At 68.8% G+C, this 15,713-nt stretch carries 16 protein-coding genes; 7 read left to right on the top strand and 9 right to left on the bottom strand.

Going from position 1 to position 15,713, the window contains the following annotated elements:
- Positions 1 to 98 precede the first annotated feature (98 nt).
- Entirely contained in the window at positions 99 to 1,037 is a 939-nt protein-coding gene (locus ACE2AC_RS06790) for an aminotransferase class IV (protein ID WP_375691343.1), read from the bottom strand.
- A 105-nt stretch (positions 1,038 to 1,142) separates the two neighbouring features.
- On the opposite strand from ACE2AC_RS06790, the gene ACE2AC_RS06785 reads away from it, so the two are divergent.
- Complete coding sequence (locus ACE2AC_RS06785; protein WP_375691342.1) at positions 1,143 to 1,598, top strand: methylated-DNA--[protein]-cysteine S-methyltransferase; 456 nt, start codon at positions 1,143 to 1,145, stop codon at positions 1,596 to 1,598.
- On the opposite strand, the gene ACE2AC_RS06780 is transcribed toward ACE2AC_RS06785, so the two are convergent.
- The 7 genes from ACE2AC_RS06780 to ACE2AC_RS06750 all read right to left on the bottom strand — a co-directional run bounded on the left by ACE2AC_RS06780 (position 1,568) and on the right by ACE2AC_RS06750 (position 8,902).
- A complete protein-coding gene (locus ACE2AC_RS06780; RefSeq protein WP_375691341.1) occupies positions 1,568 to 2,530 on the bottom strand; it encodes a glycosyltransferase family 2 protein in 963 nt (320 codons plus the stop codon). The genes ACE2AC_RS06785 and ACE2AC_RS06780 overlap by 31 nt on opposite strands.
- Positions 2,527 to 4,296, bottom strand: coding sequence for a glycosyltransferase family 2 protein (locus ACE2AC_RS06775; protein WP_375691340.1), 1,770 nt, complete (start codon positions 4,294 to 4,296; stop codon positions 2,527 to 2,529). The genes ACE2AC_RS06780 and ACE2AC_RS06775 overlap by 4 nt, the downstream gene beginning before the upstream one ends.
- 66 nt (positions 4,297 to 4,362) lie before the next feature.
- Positions 4,363 to 4,980, bottom strand: coding sequence for a hypothetical protein (locus tag ACE2AC_RS06770; RefSeq protein ID WP_375691339.1), 618 nt, complete (start codon positions 4,978 to 4,980; stop codon positions 4,363 to 4,365).
- Positions 4,981 to 5,004: 24 nt separating this feature from the next.
- Positions 5,005 to 5,481 carry an invasion associated locus B family protein gene (locus ACE2AC_RS06765; RefSeq protein ID WP_375691338.1) on the bottom strand — a complete coding sequence of 159 codons (477 nt, stop codon included), beginning with the start codon at positions 5,479 to 5,481 and terminating at the stop codon, positions 5,005 to 5,007.
- 73 nt (positions 5,482 to 5,554) lie between these two features.
- Complete coding sequence (locus tag ACE2AC_RS06760) at positions 5,555 to 6,610, bottom strand: VPLPA-CTERM sorting domain-containing protein (protein WP_375691337.1); 1,056 nt, start codon at positions 6,608 to 6,610, stop codon at positions 5,555 to 5,557.
- A 154-nt stretch (positions 6,611 to 6,764) separates the two neighbouring features.
- The gene (locus ACE2AC_RS06755; protein ID WP_375691336.1) at positions 6,765 to 8,372 is read right to left on the bottom strand and encodes a peptide chain release factor 3; all 1,608 of its coding nucleotides are present in this window, start codon (positions 8,370 to 8,372) and stop codon (positions 6,765 to 6,767) included.
- A gap of 98 nt (positions 8,373 to 8,470) precedes the next feature.
- Positions 8,471 to 8,902 carry a hypothetical protein gene (locus ACE2AC_RS06750; protein WP_375691335.1) on the bottom strand — a complete coding sequence of 144 codons (432 nt, stop codon included), beginning with the start codon at positions 8,900 to 8,902 and terminating at the stop codon, positions 8,471 to 8,473.
- A 114-nt stretch (positions 8,903 to 9,016) separates the two neighbouring features.
- On the opposite strand from ACE2AC_RS06750, the gene ACE2AC_RS06745 reads away from it, so the two are divergent.
- The 4 genes from ACE2AC_RS06745 to ACE2AC_RS06730 all read left to right on the top strand — a co-directional run bounded on the left by ACE2AC_RS06745 (position 9,017) and on the right by ACE2AC_RS06730 (position 12,596).
- Positions 9,017 to 9,277 (top strand): Rho termination factor N-terminal domain-containing protein, encoded by a 261-nt coding sequence (locus tag ACE2AC_RS06745; protein ID WP_375691334.1) that lies wholly within the window; start codon positions 9,017 to 9,019, stop codon positions 9,275 to 9,277.
- 85 nt (positions 9,278 to 9,362) lie between these two features.
- Complete coding sequence (locus ACE2AC_RS06740; protein ID WP_375691333.1) at positions 9,363 to 10,634, top strand: alpha/beta hydrolase; 1,272 nt, start codon at positions 9,363 to 9,365, stop codon at positions 10,632 to 10,634.
- A 180-nt stretch (positions 10,635 to 10,814) separates the two neighbouring features.
- Complete coding sequence (gene gltS / locus ACE2AC_RS06735) at positions 10,815 to 12,017, top strand: sodium/glutamate symporter (protein ID WP_375691332.1); 1,203 nt, start codon at positions 10,815 to 10,817, stop codon at positions 12,015 to 12,017.
- Between the two features lie 258 nt (positions 12,018 to 12,275).
- Positions 12,276 to 12,596, top strand: a complete 321-nt coding sequence (locus ACE2AC_RS06730) for a YgiW/YdeI family stress tolerance OB fold protein (protein WP_375691331.1) — start codon at positions 12,276 to 12,278, stop codon at positions 12,594 to 12,596.
- Positions 12,597 to 12,600: 4 nt separating this feature from the next.
- Here ACE2AC_RS06730 and ACE2AC_RS06725 read toward each other — a convergent pair whose 3' ends face one another.
- Complete coding sequence (locus ACE2AC_RS06725; RefSeq protein ID WP_375691330.1) at positions 12,601 to 13,614, bottom strand: Hint domain-containing protein; 1,014 nt, start codon at positions 13,612 to 13,614, stop codon at positions 12,601 to 12,603.
- Between the two features lie 150 nt (positions 13,615 to 13,764).
- Between ACE2AC_RS06725 and ACE2AC_RS06720 the strand changes: the two genes are divergently transcribed.
- Both ACE2AC_RS06720 and ACE2AC_RS06715 read left to right on the top strand, forming a co-directional pair.
- Positions 13,765 to 14,544, top strand: coding sequence for an SDR family oxidoreductase (locus ACE2AC_RS06720; RefSeq protein WP_375691329.1), 780 nt, complete (start codon positions 13,765 to 13,767; stop codon positions 14,542 to 14,544).
- Positions 14,544 to 15,659, top strand: coding sequence for a hypothetical protein (locus tag ACE2AC_RS06715; protein WP_375691328.1), 1,116 nt, complete (start codon positions 14,544 to 14,546; stop codon positions 15,657 to 15,659). Before ACE2AC_RS06720 ends, ACE2AC_RS06715 begins: the two co-directional genes overlap by 1 nt.
- Positions 15,660 to 15,713 lie beyond the last annotated feature (54 nt).

The following is a 15,713-nucleotide window of genomic DNA, read 5'->3' as shown; positions in this document are numbered from 1 at the left end:
GGCGTAAGGCGGTGGGAAGCTCTGACTCTTGGCGTGTGGCTGTCGGCGACTTCGGGGTGAGGCCCGGCGTCGTCGTCACCCCGCCACCGCCACCGTGGCTAGCCGCGCCGGGCCTTCTGCGCTGCCACGTCCCGCGCGACCAGTTCCTTGTAGAGCCGCTGGATCTCGGCCGTCACCGGGCGGTCGCCGGTGCCGATCGCCTTGCCGTCGATCTCGGCCACCGGGGTCTGGGCGCCGAAGGTGCCGGTCAGGAACGCCTCGGACGCGCCATAGGCCTCGTAGAGCGAGAAGTTCTTCTGCCGCACCGGGATGCCGTTTTCCTCGCAGAGGCGGATCACGTTGGCGCGGGTCACGCCGTTCATGCAGTAGTCCCCGGTCGAGGTCCAGACCTCGCCCTGGCGGACGATGAAGAAGTTGCAGGCATTGGTGGTGTTCACGAAGCCATTCGGGTCGAGCATAAGGCCCTCGTCGGCACCGGCCTGTTCGGCCTGCAGGCAGGCGATCACGCAGTTCAGCTTGGAGTGGCTGTTGAACTTGGGATCCTGCGCATGCGGCAGCCCGCGGACCTGCGGCACGGTGGCAAGGCGGATGCCCCGGGTCTGGAGCGCGTTTACCGGCTTCGAATGCTCCATGATGATCACCAGCGTCGGGCCCCACTTGCTGAGGTGCGGGTGCTGGAACGGTTTGGCCTTGACCCCGCGCGTCAGCATCAGGCGGCAGTGGACGTCGGTCACCATGTCATTGGCCGCCGCCGTCGCGGTCAGCGCGTCGTGGATGCCGGCGCGGTCCATGCCGACGTCGAGGCTGACGGCGTGGCAGCTGTCGAAGAAGCGGTCCATGTGGGCGTCGAAGAAGGCCCATTCGCCGTCGTAGAGGCGCATCCCCTCCCACATGCCGTCGCCCAGCAGGAAGCCGGAATCGTAGACCGAGACCTTGGCCTCGTCCCGGTGGACGATGTCGCCGTTGACGTAGATCCGGATGTCGCGGTTGCGGGTGTCCTCGTCGGCGGCGTGGGTGGAATGGGCCTGGTCGGGCATGGCGGCTCCTAAGCTTGCGTTGCGCGGCAGGCTGGCAGGTCGCGCCGGATTGTCAATGTCGCCACGGGGCTTGTGGGCGTGCGCGGGCGGGCGCAGGATGCCGGCATGAACGTGATGGTTGTCGAGACACCGGTGGGGCCGCTGGCCCTGCACGAGGAGGGCGGCGCGCTGGTGCGCGTGTCCTGGCGGGCGGCGGCGCCGGTCGGGGGCGCCGCTGTGCTGGACCGCGCCGCTGCGCAGCTGGCGGAGTATTTCGCTGGGGAACGCGAGCGGTTCGACCTTCCGCTGGAGGTCCGCGGCAGCGATCTGCAGCGTGCCGTCTGCGACGAGATGCGGGCGATCCCGTTCGGCGAGACGGTGACCTACGGCGACATTTCGCGAAAGCTCGGGGTGCCTGCGCAGGCGATCGGGCAGGCCTGCGGCGGCAACCCGATCCCGGTGATCATTCCCTGCCACCGGGTGCTGGGCTCGAATGGCCTTGGCGGGTTCTCGGGCGAGGGCGGGGTTGAGACGAAGGTGGCGCTGCTGCGTCACGAAGGGGCGGCGGGGCTGCTGATCTGATCCGGGAAATGGCGCGTGCGGGCGGCGTCGAGGTCGATGTGGACGCGGCGGAGCAGGCCCTCAGCCTCGAGCGAGGCCAGCAGGTCGGGACGCGCGGTGCAGGTGCGGGCGAAGAAGGCGCGGAGGCCCGGTTCGCCGTCGGCCACCTCGATCCGGGCGAGGTGATCGTGCAGCGTGGTGGCGCCCTCGGCGGGCGGCTTCAACTCGGCCCGGTAGGCGCCCTGCGCGTGACGGAAGCGGTGGCGGGCGAGCCACTCCTCAACATCGGTGGCATGCATATGGCAGAGCGGGACCGAGGGCAGTTCGGCCTGCCCGGGGTTCTGTTCGCCGTCCTGGAAGACGTTGTGAATGCGGAACTCGGCACCCCGAAGGGAGGTGCGGACAAGGAGCTTGCCCGCGACATGGCTGAGGAAGCCGCCGTCGAGCGCCTGCGCGTCTTCGGGGAAAAGGCGCGCCGTCTGGGCGCGGCGGGTTGCGCGGTCGAGGGTGAAGGCCTTGCAGGCCCAGTCGGGCGGGGCGATGCCCACGTCCGGGGCCAGCGCCTCGATGGGGCGGACCCGGGCGCAGAGCGTTTCGGGGGGCAGCGCGGCGAGGGTGTCGGACAGCGGCGCGTCGGGGAGCAGGAATTCGTCGACGTCGATATGGGCCAGCCAGTCGACCTCGGGCGGGCGGGCGAGGACGCGGGTGGCGTTCACCGCCTGCCGGACCTGGTGCTTCGCGGGGCGGTGGCCGCCGTTGCGGTGCCAGTAGCCGGGGCCGGTTGGGGTGACGCGGACGCGGGGATGCGCCTTGAGCCGGGCCTGAAGGTCGGGGTCGGGGGCGTCGAGATGCAGGTATAGCCGGTGCGCGCCGAGGTCGAGATGCCAGGCGGCGAAGTCGAGGACCGCGCGTGCGGGCGCCTTCACCGTGGCGACGAGGCCCCATCGGGTCATGCGGGATCGGGCGGCGGTGCGCCGAAGACATCCCGCACCGCGCCGTCGAGGTCGATGTCGCGGCGGATCAGCATGCCATGCGCCTCGAGCGCGGCGAGGCGGTCGGGGGTGGCGGTGCAGACCTCGTCGTAGAACTGCCTGAGGCCCGCCTCTCCCTCGCTCTCCTCGAGATAGGCCAGCATGTCGGCGAGGCGGAATTCGCGGCCTTCGGGGTTGCGGTAGGAACCCTGCGTCAGGCGGAAGGCCATCTTGTCGCGAAAGACCTCCCAGCTGGGCGCATGGTCGTGGCCGAGGTAGCTGTCGGTGAGGGTGACGCTGTTGGTGATCCCGTCGCCGTCGCGTTTCACCCGGTGGATGTTCAGCTCGACCCCCGGCAGGGCGGTGCGGGCGATGCACTTGCCTTCTAGGTGGCTGAGGTAGCCGCCGCGCAGGTGCGCGCCGAAGGTGGGATAGACCTGCGGCAGGACGGTGCTGGGGTGACCCGCCATCCGGGCCGTGGTCTTGAAGAGGGCGGGGCCGGCGGCGTCGCTGGCCAGCCGTTCGACGGGCGGCACCATGACGAGGCCGATGTCGGCGGGCACCCCGGCGAGGATCGTCGCCAGCGGTTCACTGGGCAGCAGGAATTCGTCGACATCGAGATGGGCCAGCCAGTGCAGGTCGGAGGCGCGGTAGCAGGCGGTGGCATTGGTGGACTGCCGGACCTGGTGGGTGTGCGGTCGGCGGCCGATGGCCTGCCAGTGGGCATCGTCGCAGAGCGTGACCTCGACGGCCGGGTGGCGGGACAGCCAGGCGGCCTTGGCCGGGTCGGCGTCGTCGAGGTAGAGCGACACCCGCGCCGCGCCCTGCGCGATGTGCCAGGCGGCGAAGCGGGCGATCTCGGGCAGCGGCGCGCGGATGGTGCTGACAACGCCCCAGCGGAGTTTCGCGGGATCGGTTTCGACCCGGGCGGGATCGACCGGGGCGGGGTGGCGTTGCGGTTCGGGATGCGGGGTATAGTGCGTCGACTGGCTGGCGGCGATCGCCCTGGCCTCGCGCGCCTCGCGCATCAGGTGCAGACGGCGGAAGACGGTGCGCGGGTCGGCGTTCAGCGCGTCCAGCAGGTGATGGGCGAGGGGGGCGATCACCGGGTCCTCGCCGGCCTCGACCCAGAGGCGGCCCAGCATGTTCACGTCGAGCCCGCCACCGACGATGGCAAAGGGATCCATGTCGAGCGCGAGCGTCGCCGCCGCCTTGCGACGGGCAAAGGGCGTGTCGGGCGCGGTGCCGGAAAACAGCCGCTCGGTCTCGTGCAGCTTCATCGTGTTGAAGAGGACGGCGAGGGCAAGGCCGGTGCGGCGCTGCGTCTCGGTCGTGCCGTGATCGCCGAAGGTGGTGACCGAGGAGACGAGCCAGCGGGCGTCGAGATGTTCGATCAGGAACGCGCCGTGATCGCGCCAGATCGCCTGGAACAGCGCGGCCACCCCGGGCGGTTGGTCGCGGCGGCGCAGGCAGGCGATGACCATGGCGTTCAGGTGGCAGAGCGATGGGGCATCGTGGAATTCGCGTGCCAGCTCGCGCGCCTTGGCGGCAAAGCCCGAGGGCGACTTGCGCAGCGCCTCGGGCAGCTTGCCGAGCTTGCGGTCGCGCAGCTGCGCGAGGTCGGCGTCGGCGGAAGGGAAACCTTCGCCCGGGCCGAAGGTCATCGGGTCGCGCCGCCCCTCCATCCGGGCCAGCACGGCGTCGAACCCGCCGGGATAGGTCAGTCGATCTGCGCCCTTGTCCGCCATGGCGCGGAGGATGCGGCGGGCGCGCCCCGTCGTGCAAGCGCCGCGGCGCGCGGCGGGGCGGACGGGTCAGGCGGTGGCGCTTTGGTGCAACTCGGGCCGGAAGCCCGCCGCCAGCGCGGCCAGGCTGGGCGCCGGGGTCAGCACGGTGACCGGGCCGTCGGGGCGGGGGACGGGCGCGTCGTACCCGGCGGGGTGCCAGGGGCGCAGGGCATCGGCGGCGACAAGGTGGGGGCGGTCCTGCCAGAGGACCATCGCGCCGGGCGGCAGGTCGGCGGCCACGGCGGTGAGGCGCACCTGCCGGCGGTCGCGGGTGGCGCGGGCGCGGTGCAGGGCGCGGTCGATCGCGGGCGCGCGGGGCGCGGCGCCGGTGGCGCGGGCCCAGGCATCGCGGTAGGCGGCAAAGGCCGCGCGGCGGCAGTAGGCGCAGGGGCGGTGCCCGGCGGCGAGCGCGACCGCCTCGTCGAGGAAGAAGAGCGGCGTCCAGGACCGCACCGGCCGCGGCCCCTGGTACTTGCCCCGCGGGTGGATCAGCGTGCAGCTGATCCAGGCCTGGCTGCGCCAGCGCGCCGTGCCGAGCCGGCCGGTCGCGTCGAAGTCGAGGATGCCGCGGTTGCCGGTCAGCGTGCCGCGGGCCTCAATGGCCGCGATTTCTCCGGTCGGCAGGACGCGGTTCTGCAGGGGCATGGCTCGGTGCCGCGGCGGCCGGGATCACTCGGCCATCTTGGCGCGCGCCTCTTCCAGCGCGGTGTCGAGACCGGTGAGCGGCAGGTTGATCGCCAGCGGACGCTCCTGGCCATAGCCGAAGAACCGCAGGTCGACGGCCTCGGCCTGGGAGAGGGCGTCAAGCTGGGCCTCGTCGGTTTCGGTGAAGGCGCGGCAGCCGTCGGGATAGCAGACCTGGAACGGCACCGGGATCTCTTCGTCGCCGACGACGACACGCGCGCCGGCCGCGACCGCGACGCCCAGGGGCGTGACGAGGCCCATGAGCGGCGGGTTGTCGCCCCGCAGGACCACAAGGAAGGTGCCCGCACGTTTCTGGGAGGCCGCTTCGTTGAAGGCCAGGCCGATGGCGCATTCGGTGTCGGAACATTTCTGCTCCCACGCGGTGTCTTGCGCCGTGGCAGGGAGGGCAGCCATGAGGGTCAGCGCCAGGGTGGCCGGGCCGACAAGCTGTAGTGAAGTCATCGCAATCGCCTTGGTTTCAAAAGAACAACGGGCGCAGAATGCGCCCGTTGCCCCTGGATTGCGAGTCCCGATGTCAGGATTTGGCGCGACGACGGCGCATCGCCGCGAGCGCACCGAAGCCCGCGACCATCAGCCAGCCGGCGGCCGGCACCGGGATCGGGTTGGTCGGGCTCGGCGGCGGAACGATGATCGTGCCACCCACGCCGGCGAAGGCGAAGATGAACGTCGGCGTCCTCACCCCGGTCGTGTCGTTGAACCCGTCCTGGTTGGCATCGGTGCCGGACCAGCCGAAGGAGTAGAGCTCGGCCCCGACGGCGCCAAGGGCCGCCAGTGCGGACGACTTGTTCGCCGCACCCCCGTAAAAGATGTCGAAGCTGTAGCTTTCGCCCGCGTCGATCCCGCCGAGGGCAAAGTCGAACGCCGCGCCATGGTCCGACGGTCCGCAGGCGAAGAAGTCGGCGGCGGTGCCGCAGCCACCGATGTCGTTCAGGCCGGGGACCGAAACCATGTTGGTGTTAACGAAGCCGTCATCCGAGAACTCTTCGAGCAGGGTGGTCGTGCCCGTCCCGGCGATGGTCACGTATTCCGAGAACGGGGTGGGAGAGGTGTCCCAGTCCATCGCACGGCGGTAGGTCACCGCGCCGATGTCGGTGGCGCCGGTGTTCTCTACCGTCACGTTCACCCGGTAGAGATCGTCGGTGCCCGAGGCGAGCTCGAAGCTGTGGGTGATGTTGAGGTCGGTGCCGGTGAGGTTCACCACCGAAGTGGCGGTCGTCGCGGTCGAGGCGAAGTTGACAAGTGTCAACCCGGTCGGCGCGCCGAAGTTGTTGTTTGCCGAGCCTGCGACGCCATCGGCCAGGACACCCCAACCTTCGCAGAGACAGCCGTGGGACGTGGATTCATACTGGTCGCCCGACGGCGCGATCCAGCGCACGCCGACGGTTCGCTGTCCGACGATGTCCGCGACGCCGCCGGGCACATTCAGCTGGCCGTAGTCGTCGACGCCCAGACTGACATTTCCGTCCGTGATGATGGAACTGGCCGAAGCCGCGCCGGCGAGGCCGGCGAGAGCGACTGCTGATGCGGCAACGGCACGCCTCAGGCCACTCGGAAGTCCGTAGGTAAACATCTGTACCCCCTTATAAAATTTGATCAAAAGGAAAACCGTCCCCAAAACCGGGACGAGTCGCAGGGGTATTGTATCACATTTTTGAGAAATCCGTCGCCAAGGACGTGATTGTTTCCGGAATACCTCAGTTGGCCGGGCGCGGGGCCCGGCCGGGTCAGACCATCATTTCCTTGGTCGCGGTCAGGGTGATGTCGGGATAGTCGCGACCCACCCGGTCGATGTCCCACTGCAGGCGGGTCAGGTAGACCGTGTCGCCGTCGTTGTCGTAGGCGATGTGCTGCTTGTTGGTGTTGACGAACTTGTCGATGGCCTGCTTGTCGCCCTTGACCCAGCGGGCCGATGTGAATTGCGACGCCTCGAAGCGCACCGGCAGGCCGTACTCCAGCTCGATCCGGGAACCCAGCACCTCGAACTGCAGGGCACCGACGACGCCGACGATGAAGCCCGAGCCGATCATCGGCTTGAAGACCTTGGCCGCGCCTTCCTCGGCGAACTGCATCAGCGCCTTTTCCAGGTGCTTGGCCTTGAGCGGATCGCCCGCGCGGACCGATTGCAGCAGTTCCGGCGCAAAGCTGGGGATCCCGGTGACCTTGAGCGTCTCGCCCTCGGTCAGGGTGTCGCCGATGCGCAGCTGGCCGTGGTTCGGGATGCCGATGATGTCGCCCGCCCAGGCCTCTTCCGCCAGTTCGCGGTCGGAGGCGAGGAACAGCACCGGCGCCGAGACGGTCATCGGTTTCTTGGTCCGCACGTGGGTCAGCTTCATGCCGCGGTTGAAGTGGCCCGAGGCGAGCCGGACAAATGCCACGCGGTCGCGGTGCTTGGGGTCCATGTTGGCCTGCACCTTGAAGACGAAGCCCGAGACCTTCGTTTCCTCGGGCGCGATCTTGCGCGGTTCGGCGGACTGGACCTGCGGTTCCGGGCCATAAGTGCCGATCCCGTCCATCAGTTCGCGCACCCCGAAGGAGTTGATCGCCGAGCCGAACCAGATCGGGGTCATGTGCCCCTCGAGCACCGCCTGCGGGTCGAGCGCGGGCAGCAGTTCGCGCGCCATCTCGATCTCTTCGCGGAGCTTTTCCAGCAGGTGCGCGGGCACGTGGTCGGCCAGCTTGGGATCATCCAAGCCGTTGATCTGGATCGATTCCCCGACCTTGTTGCGGTCCTTGCGGTCGATCAGTTCCAGCCGGTCGCGCAGCAGGTCGTAGCAGCCCAGGAAATCCGACCCGGTGCCGATCGGCCAGGACGCCGGGGTGACGTCGATGGCGAGGTTCTCCTGGATCTCGTCGACGATGTCGAAGGTGTCGCGGCTTTCGCGGTCCATCTTGTTGCAGAAGGTCAGGATCGGCAGGTCGCGCAGGCGGCAGACCTCGAAGAGCTTGCGGGTCTGGCTTTCCACGCCCTTCGCCCCGTCGATGACCATCACCGCCGCATCCACCGCCGTGAGGGTGCGATAGGTGTCCTCGGAGAAGTCCGAGTGGCCGGGCGTGTCGACGAGGTTGAAGCGGAAGTTCTTGTAATCGAACGACATTGCCGAGGCCGAGACCGAGATGCCCCGGTCCTTTTCCATCTGCATGAAGTCCGACCGCGTGCGCCGTGCCTCGCCCTTGGCGCGGACCTGTCCGGCCATCTGGATGGCGCCGCCGAACAGCAGGAACTTCTCGGTCAGCGTCGTCTTGCCGGCGTCCGGGTGCGAGATGATCGCAAAGGTGCGGCGACGCGCGATTTCGGGCGGCAGGGCGGGGCGGTTGGTGGCGGTGTCGAGCATGGGGCGCATATATCAGGACGCCGGAAAACGGCAAGAACCGCACGTCGGTATCACGTCGGTATTACGTCGGTATCGCGTCGGTGTTTTTGTCGGTGCGCTCAGGGCTGGATGAAAAGCATTCGGTAACTTTCGCCCGACGGGCAGCAGCGCGCATCGCCCTCGCGCATTTCGTAGAGGACCAGCTTGATCGTGGTGCCGTCCTGATCCACCGCCTTGAGGCTGCGGGGCAGGTCAAGCTCTTCCCGGTCGGCGTAGCCGGCATCGGCCCCGTCGAAGAGGAAGGTGCTGACCTGAACCGCGTTGCCGCCCGGAAAGGGGTAGATGCCCTGCACCAGCCATTCGGTCGTGCCGTCGCCTTCGAAATCCATCTCCCACCCGATGGCGCCGTCGAGGACGAGCCCCTGCGCCTTGGCCTCGGCGGCGAGGCGTTCGGCGATCTCGGCCGGGGCGTCGGTGCGGGGGACGGGCCCAGCCTGTACCGGCGGGACGAGGAGGGGGAGGGTCAGGAGGCCTGGCAGGAGGAAGCGCATGGAAATGACCTTTCGCGGAATGCCGAAAGGCTAGGGACCTCGGCCCGCGCCGGTCAAGCGGGAACAGCGCCGGGGTGCGGCGGGTTTCACCGGCATGCGGAAAGGAGAGCCGACATGGTGAAGTCACACGGCAACAGCATCAAGGACGACAAGCTCTACGAGGACCTGCGGGACGAGGGCTATTCCAAGGAGAAGGCCGCCCGGATCGCGAATGCGAAGGCGAACCCGGACATGCACCCCTCGGAGAAGGGCGGGAAGGCGCCGCCCTACGAGCAATGGACGAAGGAGGACCTCTATGACCGGGCGAAGGAGCTGGAGATCGCGGGGCGATCGGGGATGACGAAGGACGAGCTGATCGCGGCGCTGCGGGAGTGAGGGGGGTACCTGATCAGGTCATGGACGGACCTCCACCGCCTGTCGTACGCTTGCGCTCGGCAATCCCACGTTTGCGGAGGCAACCATGATCCGGTGCAATGTGAATGCTGCGTTGCGTTTCTTGCTGGTTGCCGTGGTTCCGACAATGATGGCGACACCGCTGCCGGCGGGAGGCACGACCGTCTGTGACGAGGAAGCCCTCGCCAGGGAAATGATCGCGCCGGATGGCTTCGGGCTTGCCGACGTCTACCCGCTCATGTCGGGTGACGTGCCGGTGCGTCCGGAACGGGCCGAGGCCTGGGCCAGTGAAGTGATCGCCGGCATGTTTCCGGAAAGTAACGGAACGCGATCCTTGGTCGTCCATGTCCATGGGTTCGACACCGAAGGACCCAAGGCGCGCTGTCAGGGGATCCTGATCAAGCGCAGCCTGGACACGACCGGGGACGCACGGCCTGACGCTGCGTTGATCAGCTTTGTCTGGCCAAGCAAGCGCGTTGGATGGCCCTGGGTCACCAACTTCTCCAACCGGCAGGGCGCGGCCACCATTGCGGCGATGCCGCTGAGCAGGCTCTTGCTTGCCGCGATCCGCGACAACCGTGTCGGAGAGATCGTTGTCATCGCGCACAGCCTAGGGGCGCAGGTCGCGATGGACGCGCTCGACAATCTCGCGCGGGCCGGTATCGCTCCCGGCGGCGTGGACGCCGTGATCCTGGTGCAAGGCGCGATTCCGGCAGTGTCCATCCGCGCCTGGAGCGGAACAATGGAAGTTCGGCATCCGGCTTACGAGCAATGGTGCCTCGTCCGGGACGACTTCAGATGCAAGCCGCCAATCGTGGTCGAGCATGGGTCCGGTGCGGGCAGGTACTTTGGATCCTCGCTGGTTGCGGGAACGCTCATCGTGACGACCGCCAACTACGACAGGACCTTGTGGCATGCGTTCGGCACGGATGAATTGCACATGCCGTCGGACCAGTCGCGGCCGCAAACCACGCCCCGACCCGGTCGCATCCTTTCGGGCGGCGAAGTTCGGTCGCTGGCGATCGGCAATCCATTCCCCGAGGGCAATGCCTACAACATCTTTGCGCCCGTCATGATGCCGGACATCACGGGTGGCAGGGGCATGGGCGCCGAGTTCGGTGCCGGAGCCATTCCATTGGCGCCCCCCGACCCGTTGGACGTGATGGAGCAAACGACGATCACCTACGCCTTCGACCTCCAGCACCCAAGGTATCACGAGATCCCATTGGAAGGTTTGCCCAAGCCGGACGACTGGCACAGCCCGTTGGCAACGGACGCGACACGAGAGGCATTGTTGGCCGAAGTCTGGAGGATCATCGCTGCGGCCCGTGGCGAATGATCCAAGGGTGAATCGATTGCGATTGCGGTCCCCCCGACCGGCACGGGCAGGAACCATTTGATTTCGCTGGTCATCGCTGATTTTTTGGATGCAGTAGGCCGTCAAGTCCCGAACCATTGTTCGATATGAGGCGCGTCCACAGACCGCCAGACGCGCATTCTTGGGAAGGGGCCGCAGCAGATGATCGTGCCAGATTTCATGACGGTCACGCTGGGGATGATCGTCTACTTCCTCGGGGCCTTCCTGACCCGGCACGTGCGGGTGCTGCGGGACTACTCGATCCCCGAGCCGGTGGCGGGCGGGATGATCGTGGCGCTGATGACCTGGGGCTATTTCCTGGTCGCGGGGGTCGAGATCACCTTTGACACCCGGATCCGCGACTACCTGCTGGTCGTCTTCTTCACCACCGTGGGCCTGAACGCGCGGATCTCGGACCTGTTCAGGAGCGGGCCGCTTATCGGGCTGCTGCTGGCCTGCACGCTGGTCTTCATGGTGTTGCAGAACCTGATCGCACTGGCGGGGGCCCGGCTGTTCGGGTTGCCGGATGCGGCGGCGGTGCTGCTGGGGTCGGCCTCCCTGATCGGGGGGCACGGGACGACGATCGCCTGGGGGCCGCGGGTCGAGGAGATCACCGGCGCGGCCGGCATGGCCGAGATCGGGATCGCCATGGCGACGCTGGGGCTGGTGGTCGCGGCGCTGATCGGCGGGCCGATCGCCAAGTTCCTGATCGAACGGCACGACCTTTCCGGCCCGCATGACGACGCGCCTATGGTGGGGCTGGAGTTCGAGGCGCCCGGCGCCCCGCACGAGGTGATCGACCACGTGAACCTGATGCGGGTGATGCTGCTTGTCCACGTGACGATGGTGGCGGGCTACGCGCTATACGGCGTGATCACCGGCCTCGGGCTCTACCTGCCGCTCTTCGTGCCCTGCCTGCTGATGGGGATCGTGGTGTCGAACACGGTGCCGCTGGTCTTTCCGCGGCTGCCCTGGCCCGCGAGGTCGCGGTCGATGGCGGTGCTGGCCGATTACAGCCTGTCGATCTTCCTCGCGATCTCGCTCATGGCGATGCAGTTCTGGACGCTGTCGGGCATGGTGGGGCCGCTGCTGCTGATCCTGTCGGCCCAGGTGCTGGTGGTGGTCGCGGGCACGCTGCTGGTGTTCTTCCGGGTGATCGGGGGGGATTACACGGCGGCGGTGCTGTCGGCGGGGTTCACCGGCATCACGCTGGGCGCGACGCCGACCGCGATCGCGAACATGGCGGCGGTGACCAAGCGCTACGGCGCGGCGCCGCTGGCCTTCATCGCGCTGCCGCTGGTGTCGGCCTTCTTCGCGGACCTCGCGAACGCGGTGGTGATCCAGGTCTTCATCGGGCTGGAGTAGGGGAGGCCGCGGGCGCGAACCACGGCGGTGCTGCGGCGGCGTGCTGCTGGGCCTGCTCTGTCGCCATGCAGATGCGCCGAGCCGTGTGGTGGCCAGCAGGGCGCTGGGCGGGGCGATCCATGGGCCCACCGGCACGTCGGCCGCGGTTGCCCTGCAAGGCGCGCCGACTGGGTGGGCGGCGGCGGGCGTGCCAGGGTTGACGCAGCGTCAGGGTGGTGGAGGAGGCCATGGCGCATTCCAAGATGGATCGCGCCCGTCGTGCTGGTCGTCGGGCTGGCCGGGGGCGCGGCGGCGCAGTTCAGCGGGCCGAGCGCCGGGGGGCAGCCCGCGACGGTGGCGGCGGCGCAGTCGGCCCGGCTGGGCAGCTATGTCACTCTGGAGGGCAGCATCGTGTCGCACCTGCGCGGCGACTACTACCTCTTCAGCGACGGCAGCGGCGAGATCCAGGTCGAGATCCCGCAGCGTACCTTTGGCGGGCAGGCGGTCACGCCCGAGACCCGCGTGCGGATCGTGGGCGAGGTCGACCGGCGGATCGGCGGACAGCGCTACATCTGGGTGAAATCGCTGCAGGTGATCTGAGGCGTCAGCCCTCGGAGGCGGCCTTAAGCCGCAGGGCCGCATCGGGGCGGGCAAGGAGGGATTCGCCGACCTCGAACTCTGCCAGCGCGGGGCGGGCGTGGGTCGGCAGGGCGGCCGCGAGCCCCGGCGCCAGCTCCTCGGGCAGGGCGGCGCGGGTGCGGGTGTCGATCAGCAGGGTCTCGGCCGCGATGCCTTCGGCATAGATGATCTGGTGCCGGTCGAAGAGCAGCTGGAAGTATTCCACGAAGCCGCCGTCGAGCCGGGTTATGGTGTCGCCGTTCACCAGGTGGCGGGCGCGGACCAGCACCTCGGGCCGGCCGGCGCCGATGGTGTCGGCGCGCTGGTAGATGAAGAGCCGGTGGTCGGGGCTGACGACCAGGTCGCGGTCGTTGTTGAGGGTGCCCGCGCGGATGCAGATCGGGGCGAAGTCGCCGGTGGCGCGGACGGTGGAATGGCCGATCCAGCGGACCGCCTGCACGCCGTCGTCGCGGGTCAGGACGCGGTCGCCGACGGCCAGGTCCTCGATCGGTTTCTGCAGGCCGGTGGCCAGCGTGATCCGGGTGCCGCGGGTGAACGAGACGCAGGCGACCTCGGCGAAGCGGCGGGCGGCGGTGTCGGTGTCGATGCCGACGAGGCGATAGTCGGTGCGGGCGCGGAGGGGGTGGAACGGCAGGGCAAATACCTGCGTGGCATGGCCGGCGGCATCGGTTTCGACCAGCACGAGAACCTCGGCGATGTCACCGGCATCGGTCATGAAGGTCAGGCAGCTGTCGATGTGCAGCGCCGCGCCGGGCGTGCCGATCTCGGTCTCGGCGCCGATGCGGATGGTGTCGTCGTCCTGCGCCTCGACCGCGATGCGGCGGCGGGTGGCGCCCTCTGCCATCCAGTAGACGTCGCCCGGCACCAGTTCGGCCGCGAAGCCCAGGTCATCGCCCATGTTGGCGCCGTGTTCGGCCACGAGGTCGGCGGCCCGGAACACCGGGACCGAGGCGGCGGGTTTCGCGATGGCGCTGATCATGGGCCTGCTCAAGTTTCGTCTGTCTCACCCCTCGCGGGGGCGTTAGACAGTCCCTAGCAGCCGATTGCGGCGGGAAGCGGGCAGGTTTTCGGACCTTTCGCGCCAACCGTTTCATCGGTTCGGGAAACGCAAGAACCGGGAGGGTCTGGAATGGATCTGGGTATCAAGGGCAAGCGCGCACTGGTCTGCGCCTCGTCGAAGGGGTTGGGCAAGGGCTGTGCCATGGCACTGGCCGCCGAGGGCGTGAACCTCGTCATCAACGCGCGGGGCGCCGAAGCGCTCGAGGCGACGGCGCAGGAGATTCGCGATGCGCACGGAGTCGAGGTCGTGGCGGTGGCCGCCGACATCACCAGCGAGGAGGGGCGCGCCAAGGTGCTCGAGGCCTGCGGCCAGATCGACATCCTGGTGAACAACGCGGGCGGCCCGCCGCCGGGATTCTGGCCGGACTGGGAGCGCGAGGATTTCATCAAGGCGCTCGATTCCAACATGCTGACCCCGATCGCGCTGATCAAGACGCTGGTGCCGGGCATGATCGACCGCGGCTGGGGCCGGGTGGTCAACATCACCTCGGCCTCGGTGAAGACGCCGATCGCGCAGCTGGGCCTGTCGAACTCGGCCCGGGCGGGGCTGACCGGCTATGTCGCCGGAACCTCGCGCCAGGTCTGCGGCAAGGGCGTCATCATGAACAACCTGCTGCCCGGCAGCCATGACACCGACCGCATCAAGGCGCTGACCGAAAGCACGCGCCAGCGCGAGGGCCTGACCTGGGACGAGGCGGTCGCGCAGCGCAATGCGGCGAACCCCACGGGCCGGATCGGCACGGCCGAGGAGTTCGGGGCCACCTGCGCCTTCATGTGCTCGCAATACGTGGGCTTCATGGTGGGGCAGAACATCCTGCTGGATGGCGGCGCCTTCAACGCGACCATGTGATGGCCGAGAGCTTTTCGCTCAAGGACCAGCTCTTCAACCCGGTCAAGGTCGCGGGCCTTGGCCGGGAAATCGCGGGCGCCTGGGACGGGTTCGACGCCGGGGCGTTCGAGGCGCGGGTCTGCGAACGCTTCCCCGAGCTGGAGCTGAAAGCGCGGATCGCCTGGATCGCCGAGGTCCTGGACGAGATGCTGCCCGACGATTTCGACCGTGCGGCCGGGATCATCGCGGCGGCGCTGCCGCCACCGCTAGACCCGGCGCTGACCGACGACGATTTCGGCCAGTTCATCCATGCGCCCTACGGCGACTTCATCGTCCGCCGGGGGCTCGAGGATCACCGTGACGCCGCGCTCGACCTGATCGGGGAGGTGACGCAGCGGTTCTCCATGGAATACGCCATCCGGCCCTTCATCAACCGCTGGCCGGACGAGACCTTTGCCCGCCTCGACACCTGGGCGGGGCACGGGAACTACCATGTCCGGCGGCTGGTCAGCGAGGGGTCGCGGCCCAAGCTGCCCTGGGGGATCGGCCTCTCGACCGATCCGCTGCGGGCGCTGCCGCTGCTGGACCGGCTGCACCGGGACGGGACGCGCTACGTGACGCGGTCGGTGGCGAACCATCTGAACGACATCACCAAGATCGCGCCGGGCGCGGCGCTGGAGCGGCTGGTGGCGTGGCGCGACGCCGCGCCGGGGGATGCCGAGGTCGCCTGGATCGCGGGCCACGCCCTGCGCGGGCAGGTGAAGGCGGGCGACCGGGCGGCGATGGCGTTCCTGGGATTTGACCCCGACGCGGCGGTCGAGGTCGCGCTGGAGGTGCTGACGCCCGAGGTCGCGATCGGGGAGAGCCTGCGCTTCGCCGTGACGCTGACGGCCGGGGCAGACGTGCCGGTGCTGGTCGACTGGCTGGTCGAGTTTCCCGAGGGGACCGGGCGGCGCGGACCCAAGGTCTTCAAGCTGAAGCAGGCGGTGGCGCGGGCGGGCACCCCCCTGCGTCTGGAGAAGGCGCAGCGGATGAAGGGGGATGCCACCACCTTCAAGCTGGCGCCGGGGATGCACGGGCTGGCGGTGCAGGTGAACGGCACCATCCGCGCGCGTGGCACGTTCACGCTGGTCTGAGCCGTTGCACGCGGCCGGTCGCTTGGGTAATCCGGTTGGACCTTAGAGTTTCCG

Origin of the sequence: Pseudooceanicola sp. LIPI14-2-Ac024, assembly GCF_042188925.1 — a bacterium.
Classification (GTDB): Bacteria; Pseudomonadota; Alphaproteobacteria; order Rhodobacterales; family Rhodobacteraceae; genus Pseudooceanicola.
The sequence above is the reverse complement of the archived record's forward strand: the minus strand, read 5'-3'. Positions and strand labels throughout refer to the sequence as shown.